Here is a 13555-nt window from a genome sequence, read left to right on the forward strand (position 1 = left end):
AAAGTAGGAGGAACTAATGAGAGTATTAAAGTTATTAAAAAAAGAGAATCATCTTCTAAACAATGAGTTAATTGATACTTTACATATGGAGTTTATTGATATTTATAATAGTGTAGATATTAATTCAAATGAGAGTATAAAATCAAAAGCAATTGCATTACTTGTGCATACAAGAAATCATTTCAGAAAAGAAGAAACTTTAATGAATAGATACAAATATCCAAGAAGTACAGAACATAAAAATGAACATAACAAAGTTATTGCAGAGTTGGAATTTTTTATTGATAAATCTTCAAGTATATTTGGTATGAATATTTTAAAATCATACTATTTAGAAAAACTTCCTTATTGGTTTAATTATCATTTATTAAGTATGGATAGTGATTTAGTAGCTTTTTTAAGAACATCAAAAACTTCTTTTCACAAAAAAAAATTAGAAGTAAATTAGAAATAGATAAAACAAGCATATAATTAAATAAATGACTTTTATATAAGTGCTTAATAATGGATTTTAAGGTATTATGTCGCCCAATTGAAGAATTAAATTTGATTATCCTCACAAGGAAATTAAGTTATTTTTTAAGAAATTATCTTAGAAATCTGGAGGTTTAATGCCTATTACGCTTACTGATAATGTTGCATTATCAACAAATATAGTTATTGCTGTTTTATTAACGGTTTTATTTCTTACATTTAAGAAGTCTCAACATACGGATGTTTTTCCTATTTCTGTTACACAAGAATTAAAAGGATTAGGAATTTTAACGGTTGTATTTGCACATTTTGCTTATATGAAAGTTACGAATCCAGAATTTCTTTTTCCACTTTCAATTATTGCAGGAGTTGGAGTAGATTTATTTCTTTTTATGTCAGGTTATGGTTTAAGTGTTGGAATGTTAAAAAGACCAATGCCTGTTTTAGATTTTTATAAAAGAAGATTAATCAAAGTTTTTATTCCATTTTGGATTACTTTGATTATTATTTTTGCAGCTGATGCTATTTTCTTAAAAATCTATTATCCTCTTCCTTATATGGTTCAATCATTTTTAGGATGGTTTCCAACTGCTTTAGGTTTTGGAGATGTAAACTCACCATTTTGGTATATTACTTGGATGATTATGTTTTATGCACTTTTTCCAATAGTATTTAGTGTAAAAAGACCTTGGTTAAGTGCTTTAATATTAGCAGTTATTGCTACTTTAATTGGTACATATAATCCTTTTAACTTAGGAGACAATTGGCTTCATAGATTACATACTTTAGCGTTTCCTATGGGAATTGTTGCAGCTTGGTTATTGATGGAAACAAAAGACAAAGAAAATAAACTTGTAAAATATATTAAAGAGTTTAGAAATAGCTCAACAGGGATTATGAGATATTTAGTTATTGCTTTGATGTTTGCAATTGTTGTTTATATGTCTTTACACACAACAGCAAATCATTGGCCAATTTTAACTTCAATTTTAGGAAAAGGTTTTTATGTTGAACAATTTACTTCTTTAGTAATAATGTTGGCATTTATAGTAATCTTTTCTCTTAAAAAACTTGATAATAAATTTTTGGCAATTTATGGAGTTTATTCATTTGAAGTTTATTTAATTCACTGGCCATTAATAGGAAGATATGATATATTCTTTGATTATTTACCTTCTTGGGCAGCTGTAACAGCTTGGTTAGTAGTATTTATCATTCTTAGTTGGGTTTTACAAAAACTTGTAACTCCTGTTAGTGCTTGGGTTGATAAAATAGCAAAATAGAGATAATTCCAATCTTTTTAGATTGGAATTATTTTTTATCTACATAAACTCCAAAATCTTTTGGAACATCTACAGATGTATCATCAAAAAGTTTAGCAAAATACAATTTCCCAAATTCTTGTTTTATATGAGAAGTATCAATAAAATTATCATCATTTCTTGTAACACTATTATCATACATAAAATCCCAATAAGGTGTGATTTTTGCAATTTCATCTTTCCATTTATAATAAATATCCATTTTATTTAAATCTTTTAATATATCTAATTGTGAAGTATGAATAGCTGTTGTAAAAACTTTTAGATTAACGTTGTAATCTTTGCATAACTGAATCATTTTTTTGAAATATTCTAGATTAGTTTCTCCCCATTCTAAATAATCTCGATATTTTTCAATGTATCCATTATAAGAGTTGTTTTTTCTTTGTTCCCAAGATTTTCCTTTTAATACAATATCTTGATGATATTTTGTTATTGCTCCATCTACATAAAAAGGTTCTGTAAATGTATTGTTATAAGCAAATTTTAAATATTTGAAAAGAGGAACTTCCAAATAGTGTTTTATTTGTTGATAAAAATTGAATTTATTAGTAAAAATATCTTTATCAAAATCACTATTTGAATTGTCTTCTAAAACTTCACTAAAAGTATAAAGATTTATTCCAATAATTACATTTTTTATGTCAAAATTTTCTAAAGAGTATTTTAAAAAATAATATTGTTCTTCTAAAGTTGAATAACTAAGTCCTAAATTATAAACTTTATCATGAGTATATTTTTCTAAATCTTTTGGATTTAAGTAGTGAACTCTACTTCCTCCAAGCATTATAGTATTAGGTTTTATTTTATTAAGTTCAACAAATTTTTGTGTTCTATATGCAAGAGCAACATCTTTGTACAGACCTAGATTGAACTTATTATTTACTCCCACGGGATCAATTATATATCTTATTGCTATTCCAAGTGAAAAAAGAAAAAGTGTTAAAATGATAGATAATAGTAAATAAATTTTATATTGTTTTTTCATTTTTTAGCCTTAAAATTGGAAATATAAAAATTCTTTAGAACTTGAAAAAGTAAACAATGAAGCTGTTAAAAGAATTACTGTATAAAAAAGATATTTGAAATTTGGTTTGAAATTTTCAGAAATTTCCATACTATTTTTACAAGCAAGTGCTAAAAATAGTGCTAAAACTATATAAAAACTTTGTAAATAAGCATCTATATAAAATAAATTTGAAAATCTAAGATTTGAAATATCAAATAGAGTTGTAGTTACATACCAAGCATCACCAAAATCATTTGATACGAATAAAATTCTTGTTAATATAAGTCCAAAAAACATCAAACTCCATGCAACATAATAGTTCATTTGTAAATTTGCTCTTTTCATCATATGAGCCATAACTACAAAAATACCATTTAATAATCCCCAAACTATAAAAGTCCAACCAGCTCCATGCCAAAAACCAGATACAAAAAATGTAATCATAATATTTAAGTACATAACCCAAACTATTGTTTTATTTCCACCTAAACTTTTGTAAATATAATCTCCTAAAAATCTTGAAAGTGTAATATGCCATCTTTTCCAATAATCAGCAAAATTTCTTGCTTTATATGGGCTATTGAAGTTTTTAGGAATATCTATATTAAACATTTTTCCAAGTCCAATAGCCATATCAGCATATCCAGAAAGGTCAAAATAGTAAGATAAAACATAAGATGTTGAAGCATACCAAGCTTCAATCATTGATAGTTTTTGTGCATTATCAAAAGCATATTGTGCATAATCAGTTAGTGGATCACCAATCAAAGTTTTTTTAGCTAAACCAATAGCAAAGATAAATAATCCTAAAGAGACATTTTCCCATTTTATAAAAGACTTCCAGTGCGTTTGAAATTGTGGAATAATCTCTTTATGGTGCATAATTGGTCCCATTAGTAATTGTGGGAAAAAAGTAATAAATAGTGAATAATTTAAAAAGTTATACTCTTTTGTTTCACCTCTATAACTATCAACTAAAAAAGCTATTTGTTGGAAAGTAAAATAACTAATAGCTAAAGGAAGAGCTAAATGTAGTAAATTTATATCTTTATTTAAAACCCAGTTAAAATTTTCTATAAAAAAATCAGCATATTTAAAATATCCTAAAAGTGCTACATTTCCAACTATCCCAAAAGTTAGCATAAATTTTGAGTTCTTTTTACCTAATTTTTGTCCTACTAAAAAGTTAAAAACCATACTTCCTAAAATCAAAGGAAGATATATTGCATTCCACCAAGAATAAAAAACTAAAGAAGCAACAACTAAAAAGATTTTACTAAGAGTAACAAGTCTTTTGGAGTTTAAATAAAAATATATGAAAAATGTAATAGGTAAAAATAAAAAAACAAATTCATATGAGTTAAATAACAAAAGATACCCTTTTAGTGATGTGAAAAAATTGTGGAAATTTAATTGAAAATTGTGAAATAATTGCTAAATTATTTAATTACTTGTTTGGAAGAGAATTTATAAATAATATCCAAAAATTTAAACTCTAAATAATCTGCTTGTAACATCAATCTTTTTGCTTTTGTAACTTCTTCTCTTTTTTCATTTGAAATCTTTTTATTTAAAAAATCATTTGCAAAATCTATATCTACTCCATAAAGTGTATCTCCAATTATAGAGTGACCAATAGAGTCTAAATGAACTCTTATTTGATGTTGTCTTCCAGTTATTGGAATAGCTTCAACTAGAGTTTGATTTTTATTTTCATCATAAGATATAGGAGTTATCAAAGTTGTTGAGTTTTTGCCGTTTATATCAGTTTTCATTTTTAGTTTTATTAAGCCAGTATCATTTGTGATTGGTGTGTCTATTTTTATAGGTTTATCTATTTTTCCAAAAACAATAGCTTTATATTTTTTTATGTACTCTTTTTCTTCAAACATAGCTTTTAAAAACATATCACTAAAAGCATTTTTAGCAACTAATACTAATCCTGATGTTTCTGTATCAATTCTATGAACTAAAGAAGCTTTTTCTCCTAAATAAAATCTAATCTCATCTAAAAGAGTATATAGGTTTAGTTGATGAGTTAAAGGATGAACAGTTACCCCACTTGGTTTATCAAAAATAGCAAAATGAAAAGTTTCAAATATTGGTTTTAAACCATATGAGAGAGGTTCAAAAATAGTTATATAAATATAGTTTGATTTTAAGATTTGATTTTTTTGTAAACGATTGTTATTTTCGTCACTTATTTTGCCTTTTTCAAGTAAAGATAGAGTTAGTTTTAAATCAAGATTTAAAGTTTGCAAAAAATCTTCAATCTTTTTACCTTTTATTATTTCAAACTCTTTTTTTATATATGGCAAATTAACTCCTCGTTTTAAAATCAAAGTATATCTCAACTGAACTTTGAAAGAAAGGGTATAAAAATTGCATATTTGTAAAGAAAAAATAGGTTGAAATATGGTAACTCCTGCAATTGGAACACAAGAATTATACAAACAATTACAAATATTATTAAAAAGTGATATTCCTGTATTTATACATGGAAGTCCAGGAATTGGAAAATCATATATAGTAAATGATATTGCAAAAAAGAATAATTTGGAGTTGATTGATGTTAGGCTTTCTCAACTAGATGCTGTTGATTTACGAGGAATTCCTGCAATTTTAGATAATCAAACAGTTTGGATGAGTCCAATTTTTTTACCAAAAGATGAAAACTCTAGTGGAATATTATTTTTAGATGAGTTAAACTCAGCTTCTCTTTCTGTACAAGCTGCTATTTATCAATTAGTTCTTGATAGAAAAATAGGGGAGTATTCTCTTCCAAAAAATTGGAAGATAGTTTGTGCTGGAAATAAAATAAATGATAAAGGAATTGTTTTTAAACTTCCAAGTCCACTTGTAAATAGAATGGTTCATTTATTACTTGAAGCAAAATATGATGATTTTAAAAATTGGGCAATTTTAAATGGCATTCATTCATATATTTTAGGTTTTTTAGGATTTAGACCTGATTTATTAAGTAGTGAAGTTCCAAACTCAACTGAAACAAATCCTGCTTTTTGTACGCCAAGAGCTTGGAGTATGTTATCAACTATTTTAAAAAATGAGAGTGATGTATCAGTTATCTCACCAATTATTTATGGAACAGTTGGATATGCAGCTGCTATTGAGTTTATTTCATTTATTAAAGTTTATGAGACTTTACCAAATATAGATGAGATATTAGAAGGAACTTGTGACGTAGTTCCAAACGAACCTAGTGCTTTATATGCTTTATGTTCAGCAGTTATTGAAAAATATAAAGATTGTAATCAAGCTGTAAATATATTTGCTTATAGTAAAAAGCTTCCAGTTGAGTTTGCAGTAATGCTTATTAAAGATTTAATTGTAAAAGATGAAGAGATTACAACATTAGGTGAATTTGATGAGTGGATTGAAAAATATGCAGACTACATCATATAAAGATGTATTTGAAAAAATAAGAGTTAATTTCTTATTTAATCATCCTTTTTTATCTGTTTTAGCTTTGAGTATAGAAACTTCTTATGATGAAAATAAAAATAGTGCTTTTTTAACAAATGGTTTTAAAATCACTATTGATACAAATAAGTTAGAAAAATATACAAAAGAAGAGATAACTTACCTTTACGCACACACATTACTTCATATAGTTTTAAAACATCCATATAGACAAAAAACAAGAGACAGTTATATTTGGAATAAAGCTTGTGATATTGTAATAAACAATATTCTTTCGACTTTTACAAATATTGGTTCAAGACCAGCTGATGAGATTTTTGATTTAACATTAAAAGATAAGTGTGTTGAAGAGGTATATGAAATACTTTATAAAAAGAAAAAAGAAGAGATAGGAAAAACAAATCCTGATAAAGATGGAACTTTAGATTCAAATGAATATGACAAATCAAAACTAGATTTAGATGAGGTGTATGTGAAAAATGAAAAAATAGATCAAGAAAAACTTGATGGGATTATTATTCAAGCTTTGAGTATTGCAAAAAAAGCTTCAAATTTATATGAGGGAATGAGTATTGAAATAGATACTTTGATAAAACCAGAAATAAATCTAAGTGATGAGTTAAAAGAGTATTTAATAAGCTCTTTTTTTGAAAAACAACTCTCTTATGAAAGACCAAATAAAAGGTTCATAAGTAATGGCATATATATGCCTGGAACAAAAAAGCTAAACGACAATCTAAATATCTATATAGCTCTTGATAGTTCTTCTAGTGTAACCCTTGATGAATATAAAAAGTTTTTGGGAATTATAGGAGAAATCGCAGATAGTTTTTATGAATATAATGTAGAAATTTTACCTTTTGATTTAAAAGTGCGAAGTGAATATATCATAAAGTTTGATAGTTTTAATCCTCTTTCAAGTGATGAATTATTAATTCCAAAATCAAATGGTGGCACAAATTTTGATGAGTGTTTGAGATATTTAAAAAAATCAAGTGAAGTAAGAAATGATAGTTTATTGATTGTTTTAAGTGATGGAGAATTTGAATTAACAGAATCTCTTTTATGTAATACACTTTTTATAATCAGTAATAAAAAAAATCTAAGAAAGTTTGAAAAAGATGGAAGAGTTATTCAATTTAACATATAAAGATGAGGTTGAAATACTAAAAGATGAAGATGATTTTGAAGCCTTAGGTGATGAAAAATATCTAAATCATCCAGATATGGAAGCCAGACTTTATTGGGCATTTTGTAGACCAAATGGTTCTTGTGAAGCTCAAATAAAAGATATTGACCCTCTTGTTTCAATAATGGCTTTTAATCACTCAAAATTAAATGCTTTAAAAAGATTTACTCTTTTGCATAAAGAAGTTATAGAAAATTCATCTTTGCGAGTAAAAATAAAAAATAGAACTAGAATGTTATTTCGTTCGCTTGTTGATGATGATTTCAAAGAGTTAAATAAGGTTTTGGATATTGTTCCAGTTTTTTTAGAAGTTGCAGTTGACCAACTTAAAAATGGAAGAAAATGGAATGATATATTTGCAGATGAAATAGAAGCAACTATTTTTATGCAAAAAGCTGAAGAGTTTATAGATGATAGTTTTAAAGAAGCACTTTTTTTCAAACTAAAAGATTTAAGAGAACTTGACCAAGAAGAGTTAAAAGAACATTTAGAAGAAATAATAGAAAAAAAAGAAAAAATCCATACTTTGATATTAAAACATTATAAAAATGAGGTGGATAAATGGATAGAAAAATCAAATTTACATCTTCTTCAAAAAATGACAATAAAAAAGTTAGCAGAAAAGCTAATCTAAAAGTGGTATAAAAATTGCATATACTCTTATAAAAAGGGATTTTATGGGAAATTTTGCTTTTTATAAATTCACATTCTATGAAAAAACAGGATGTAGTGGTAATGCTAGACAAAAAGAGTTATTAAAAAGTTATGATATATCTTTTGATGTAAAAAGTTTACTTGATACAAAATGGACTTATGATGAGTTAAGTAAATTTTTTGAAAATTTAGAAGTTAAAGATATGGTAAATCCTTTTGCGCCTCAAATAAAAAACAATGAAATAGATATAAAAAATCTATCAAAAGATGAAGTTATAAATCTTATGATAAAAACACCAATTCTGATAAAAAGACCCTTGATGGAAATAAATGGAAATAAAATTTGTGGTTTTGATGTTGAAAAAATCAATAAAATTTTAAATCTAAAAATAGATACAGATAAGAAAATAAATAGCTGTTCAAGTAGTGACTCATGCACAAATGTTTAATAGAAATTTGTAAAGAGTTTGAAACGGTTCATGATTTTTTAACACAGCCTTCAACAGAAAAAGAGGAGTTTATTGAATCCTTGTTTTTGGATTTTATGGAGTGTTTTAGTTCTTTAAAAGAAGAAAAGCTTCATTATCCAAAAGAGTTTATAGATGATGTAAGACTTTTTAATGAAGGTAATTTTATGGTTGTTAGAAAATTTCAAGATATTCAAATGCGATATTTGATGTTAAGTGATTTTTATGATTATGCCAGATTAACGAAGAAATATATAAAAAATTAATATAATTCTTTTATGAATAAAGATTTAATTACAAAAAATGGTTATGAAAAAATAGTTGAAGAGTTTAAAGCTCTACTAAAAGAGAAATCTTTTTGGGTAAAAGAGAAAGAAATAGCAGCTCAACTTGGCGATAGAAGTGAAAATGCTGAGTATATTGCTGCAAAAGAACAAATAAGAAACTGCGATAAAAGACTTAGATTTCTTGATAGAATTATAAATAATAGTGAAGTAATAGATATCACACAAATTCCTCACACAAAAGTAAATTTTGGTTCACATGTAGTTATAGAAGATTTAGATACAGATGAATTGAAAACTTTTATAATCGTTGGAACTTTTGAAGTTAATATAAATGAAAATAAAATCTCAAATAAATCACCTTTTGGAAGAGCATTATTGGGTAAAAGTTTAAATCAAGAGTTTGAATTTGAAATCAATGGTGATATTTATGAATACAAAATAATCTCAATAAAAGAGTATAACTTTGAATAAAATAGATTTAGAAAAACTAAAAGAGATTATTTTAAAAAATCTAGAAGATAAAACAAAAGAGATAAAAAGAGTTTTTCATGGACGAGGAAACTTTTATGATGATTTTAATTATTTAACTGTTGATAGTTTAGATGAGATTTTATTTGTTACTTTTTTTGAAGAAAATGAAAAAGAAAAAGAGATTATCAAACTTCTTGATGAGGTAACAAATATAAAAAAAATTGATACTTTTATTGTTCAAAGAAAATATAAAAACGAAAATCATAATGAAGCAATAAAAGGAGAAATTCCACCATTTTATATAGTTATAGAAAATTGTTTAAAATATAAAATTAACTTTTACAATAAAAACATTGGAATTTTTTTAGATATGAAAATAGGGCGTGAGTATATTAGCTCTATTTGTAAAGATAAAAATGTTTTAAATCTATTTTCTTATACTTGTGCATTTTCTGTTGCTGCAATAAATGCAAATGCAAAACAAGTTGTAAATGTAGATATGGCAAAAGGCGCTTTAACAACGGGAAGAGAAAATCATCATCTAAATAATCTTGATGCTAAAAAAGTAAAATTTATGCCTTATGATATTTTAAAATCATGGAGTAGAATCAAAAAAGAAGCTCCCTATGATATTATCATTATTGATCCACCATCTTTTCAAAAAGGAAGTTTTGCAGCAACTAAGGATTATGAAAAAATCATAAAAAGATTAGATGATTTAGCAAGTGATAATTGTATTGTTTTATCTTGTTTGAATGCCCCAGAACTTGATAGTAACTTTATAAAAGAAAAATTCAAAGAATTAGCACCAAGTTTCAAATTTGAAAAAAGATTGGAAAATTTAAAAGAGTTTATTACAAATAATGAAGAAAAGTCATTAAAAAATCTTATATTTGTAAAACAAAACTCTAATTGATTTTTAGATATTATCCCAAGTTTTATTTTAGGAGTAAAGAAATGGTAGAAAAAAATCGTTGGCTTATGGCACTTAGTGCTGTAGGAGTTCATATTTGTATCGGTTCTGTATATGCTTGGAGTGTTTATGTAAAACCAATTCAAGCTCAAATGCAGTGGGATTTGACAGATGTAACAATTGCCTTTAGTATTGCGATATTCTTTTTGGGATTATCTGCTGCACTTATGGGAAAATTTGTTGAAAAAAATGGTCCAAGAGTTTCAGCTATTATTGCAGCTTCACTTTTTGGTTTAGGAACAATGGGTTCTGGACTTGCAATAATGATGGAATCAAAAATGTTACTATACTTCTTTTATGGAGTTTTAGGTGGATGTGGTTTAGGAATAGGGTATATTTCTCCTGTATCAACACTTGTAAAATGGTTCCCTGATAAAAGAGGTATGGCAACTGGACTTGCTATTATGGGATTTGGTTTTGCATCAGCTATTTGGGGACCTGCTATTAAGGTTTTAATTGAAGCTGTTGGAATTGCTGGAACATTCTTTATTTTAGGAGCTATATATTTTGTTGTTATGTTTGCTTCTGCTCTTTATTTAGAAAAACCACATGATGAATATTTACCTAAAAAATTTGAACAAAAAATCAAAGAGGGTAAAAAGAAATTAAAAGAGGATTTAGAAACTTTAACTTTAGCACAAGCTGTTAAAACAGCAAGATTTTATGGTCTTTGGATAATGTTATTTATAAATATCACTTGTGGTATTGCTATTATTGGGGTTGCATCTCCATTGCTTCAAGAAGTTTTAGGAATTTCTGCAATCGCAGCAGCAGCAGCTGTTGGTTTAATGGGAATTTTTAATGGTGCAGGAAGACTTATGTGGGCTTCAATTTCAGATTATATTACAAGACCTGTTGTATATGTAATTTTCTTTGCTACTCAAATAGTTGCTTTTTATATGTTACCTTCGATTACAGAAATTGTAGTATTTCAAGTAGTGTTATATTTTATTATGACTTGTTATGGAGGAGGATTTGCTTCAATTCCTGCATATATTGGAGATATCTTTGGAACAAAAGAACTTGGAGCAATTCATGGATATATTCTAACAGCTTGGGCAGCAGCTGGGCTTGTTGGACCACTTATTATTTCTATTGTAAAAGATAGAACAGGTTCATATTCTGAAACACTTTATGTATTTGCAGGTTTCTTTGTAATAGCTTTAGTTGTATCTATTGCAATGATTTCAAATATAAAATCTATTCAAAAGAAAAAAGCAAAACACAATCATTAAAAACAAATCTAAACTTTGAATTATTCAAAGTTTAGAGCTTATTTAATATCTTTTACTAAAACTACAGAATAAAAATATCATTATAAATTTATTTGACAATTTTATAAATTTCTATTATTATTTTAACTTGTCCAATGATTGGATGAATTTTGAAAAATATTAGGAATTATAAATGCAAATAACAAAACCAGTTAAACAATCTTTACCAAAACAAATAACACTAGAAATAGAAAAAGCTATTAAAAATGGTATTTTTAAAGTAGGTGAAAAAATTCCTTCTGAACCTGATTTAGTAAAAGAGTTTTCTGTTAGTAGAAATACAATTCGTGAAGCTATTCAATCTTTGATTCAAGCAGGAGTTTTAGAATCAAGACAAGGTGATGGAACTTATGTCCTAACAAATGATAGATTTGAAGCAAATATTTTTACTCGTTTGAGTAACTCTAAAATTCAAGAAGTTCATGAAGTTCGTGTCTCTTTAGAAAAAGAAATAGTAAAACTAGCTGCACAAAGAAGAACAAAAGATGATTTAATCGAAATAAAAAAAGCATTAGATGAAATAAATGCAACAAATGGTTCTTTTGAAGAAAATAGTGAAGTAGATTTAAAATTTCACTTAGCAATTGCAAAAGCTTCTCATAATTCAATTTTTTATGATTTATATAAATCTATTTCTGAATATATTTGTTTTTCTGTAGCTAAAAGATTGGAATTAACACTTATTGAAGAAAAACTGATTTCTCAATTACATATAGAACTTTATGAAGCGATTTATTCTCAAAATATTGAAAAAGCACAAGAAACTATAGACAAAATTTTAGAAATTTAATAAAGGTAAAATATGAAATTAAATTCTCATTTATTTCTAGTTTTTCTAGGAATTGTTTTTGTCTCTTTTAATCTACGAGCTCCAATAACTTCTGTTGGTCCAGTTATAGATTTGATACAAATAAAATATAATTTAAATAGCAGTATGGCTGGATTTATAACAACTCTTCCTTTATTGGCTTTTGCAATAATTTCTCCTTTTGTTGCAAAATTAAATCACAAGTTTGGACATGGTCTAACTATGTTTTTTGGACTTTTATTGATTATTTTAGGAGAATTAATTCGTTCTTATACAGATATTTATGGATTATTTATTGGAACAGCTTTTATTGGAATTGGTATTGCTATTGGAAATGTATTAATCCCAAGTGTAATAAAACATAAATTCAAAAAGAATGTAGGAAATGTTTTAAGTATTTATATTACTTCAATGTGTATTTTTGCAGCTTTAGGTTCAGGATTAAGTATCCCAATGACAGAAATCTGGGGTTGGAATACTTCTTTAGCAATTTGGACAATTTTAACTGTATTTACTTTATTGATATGGTTGCCACAACTTAAAAAAAGTGGAGAATATAATAATAGTGATGATTTAAAAATAGAAGAAAAAATGAAAAGTAAATCTATTTGGAAATCGCCACTTGCTTGGTGGGTTACTTTATATATGGGAACACAATCATTGTTATTTTATACTTTAATTGCTTGGATTCCTTCAATTCTTTTATATAAAGATTTTGATGCTCATTTTGCAGGAATGATGCTTTTATTATTTCAATTGATAAGTCTGCCAGCTACTCTTTTAGTTCCTGCAATTGCAGATAAAATTAGACATCAAAAGTTAATTGCAACAATTATTACATTGATATATCTTGTTGGAATGGTGATATTTTTATTTGCAATATCTAAATCAAGTGTAATTATTTCAATGATATTTTTAGGACTTGGAATGGGAGGAACTATTAGTTTAGCTATTGGATTCATTTCATTACGAACTCCCCATGCAAAAAAAGCAGCAGAACTTTCAGGAATGTCACAATCAGCAGGTTATTTACTTGCAGCAGTTGGACCTATTTTGATAGGTTTTATTTATGATTTATCAAAATCATGGACGATACCAATTCTTATGTTGATTTTATTGATAATATTATTAATTTTCTTTGGTTTAAAAGCAGGAAGAGATGAAGTTACTCACCATTGATTTGAAA

15 protein-coding genes are annotated in these 13555 nt (G+C 26.3%); 12 read left to right on the plus strand and 3 right to left on the minus strand.

The window, feature by feature from the left end; all coding sequences use genetic code 11:
• Positions 1-16: 16 nt before the first annotated feature.
• Both ABLL_RS05965 and ABLL_RS05970 read left to right on the plus strand, forming a co-directional pair.
• Positions 17-448: a bacteriohemerythrin gene (locus tag ABLL_RS05965; RefSeq protein ID WP_014473879.1), complete on the plus strand. Its 432-nt coding sequence runs from the start codon at positions 17-19 to the stop codon at positions 446-448.
• 163 nt (positions 449-611) lie between these two features.
• Positions 612-1757, plus strand: coding sequence for an acyltransferase (locus ABLL_RS05970; RefSeq protein ID WP_014473880.1), 1146 nt, complete (start codon positions 612-614; stop codon positions 1755-1757).
• A 28-nt stretch (positions 1758-1785) separates the two neighbouring features.
• Here ABLL_RS05970 and ABLL_RS05975 read toward each other — a convergent pair whose 3' ends face one another.
• The 3 genes from ABLL_RS05975 to ABLL_RS05985 all read right to left on the minus strand — a co-directional run bounded on the left by ABLL_RS05975 (position 1786) and on the right by ABLL_RS05985 (position 5123).
• Positions 1786-2784 (minus strand): hypothetical protein, encoded by a 999-nt coding sequence (locus ABLL_RS05975; protein ID WP_041654724.1) that lies wholly within the window; start codon positions 2782-2784, stop codon positions 1786-1788.
• A 9-nt stretch (positions 2785-2793) separates the two neighbouring features.
• Entirely contained in the window at positions 2794-4176 is a 1383-nt protein-coding gene (locus ABLL_RS05980; RefSeq protein ID WP_014473882.1) for an MBOAT family protein, read from the minus strand.
• Between the two features lie 68 nt (positions 4177-4244).
• Positions 4245-5123, minus strand: a complete 879-nt coding sequence (locus ABLL_RS05985) for an RluA family pseudouridine synthase (protein WP_014473883.1) — start codon at positions 5121-5123, stop codon at positions 4245-4247.
• A gap of 97 nt (positions 5124-5220) precedes the next feature.
• Here ABLL_RS05985 and ABLL_RS05990 point away from each other — a divergent pair, with 97 nt between their 5' ends.
• The 10 genes from ABLL_RS05990 to ABLL_RS06035 all read left to right on the plus strand — a co-directional run bounded on the left by ABLL_RS05990 (position 5221) and on the right by ABLL_RS06035 (position 13548).
• Entirely contained in the window at positions 5221-6228 is a 1008-nt protein-coding gene (locus ABLL_RS05990) for an ATP-binding protein (protein ID WP_014473884.1), read from the plus strand.
• Positions 6191-7396, plus strand: coding sequence for a hypothetical protein (locus ABLL_RS05995; protein WP_041654726.1), 1206 nt, complete (start codon positions 6191-6193; stop codon positions 7394-7396). Before ABLL_RS05990 ends, ABLL_RS05995 begins: the two co-directional genes overlap by 38 nt.
• Positions 7368-8069, plus strand: coding sequence for a hypothetical protein (locus tag ABLL_RS06000; protein ID WP_014473885.1), 702 nt, complete (start codon positions 7368-7370; stop codon positions 8067-8069). The genes ABLL_RS05995 and ABLL_RS06000 overlap by 29 nt, the downstream gene beginning before the upstream one ends.
• Before the next feature lie 43 nt (positions 8070-8112).
• On the plus strand, positions 8113-8538 hold the full coding sequence (locus tag ABLL_RS06005; protein WP_014473886.1) for an arsenate reductase family protein: 426 nt from the start codon (positions 8113-8115) through the stop codon (positions 8536-8538).
• Entirely contained in the window at positions 8523-8822 is a 300-nt protein-coding gene (locus tag ABLL_RS06010) for a hypothetical protein (RefSeq protein WP_041654727.1), read from the plus strand. Before ABLL_RS06005 ends, ABLL_RS06010 begins: the two co-directional genes overlap by 16 nt.
• A 12-nt stretch (positions 8823-8834) precedes the next feature.
• On the plus strand, positions 8835-9314 hold the full coding sequence (locus ABLL_RS06015) for a transcription elongation factor GreA (RefSeq protein WP_014473887.1): 480 nt from the start codon (positions 8835-8837) through the stop codon (positions 9312-9314).
• A gap of 1 nt (position 9315) precedes the next feature.
• Positions 9316-10230 (plus strand): class I SAM-dependent methyltransferase, encoded by a 915-nt coding sequence (locus ABLL_RS06020; RefSeq protein WP_041655110.1) that lies wholly within the window; start codon positions 9316-9318, stop codon positions 10228-10230.
• A gap of 41 nt (positions 10231-10271) precedes the next feature.
• Positions 10272-11522 carry an OFA family MFS transporter gene (locus ABLL_RS06025; RefSeq protein WP_014473889.1) on the plus strand — a complete coding sequence of 417 codons (1251 nt, stop codon included), beginning with the start codon at positions 10272-10274 and terminating at the stop codon, positions 11520-11522.
• A 172-nt stretch (positions 11523-11694) separates the two neighbouring features.
• On the plus strand, positions 11695-12351 hold the full coding sequence (locus ABLL_RS06030) for a FadR/GntR family transcriptional regulator (RefSeq protein WP_014473890.1): 657 nt from the start codon (positions 11695-11697) through the stop codon (positions 12349-12351).
• A 12-nt stretch (positions 12352-12363) separates the two neighbouring features.
• Positions 12364-13548, plus strand: coding sequence for an MFS transporter (locus ABLL_RS06035; protein WP_014473891.1), 1185 nt, complete (start codon positions 12364-12366; stop codon positions 13546-13548).
• The last annotated feature ends 7 nt before the right edge of the window (positions 13549-13555 follow it).

The sequence above is a fragment of the Arcobacter sp. L genome, assembly GCF_000284235.1.
Taxonomy (GTDB): Bacteria; Campylobacterota; Campylobacteria; order Campylobacterales; family Arcobacteraceae; genus Aliarcobacter; species Aliarcobacter defluvii.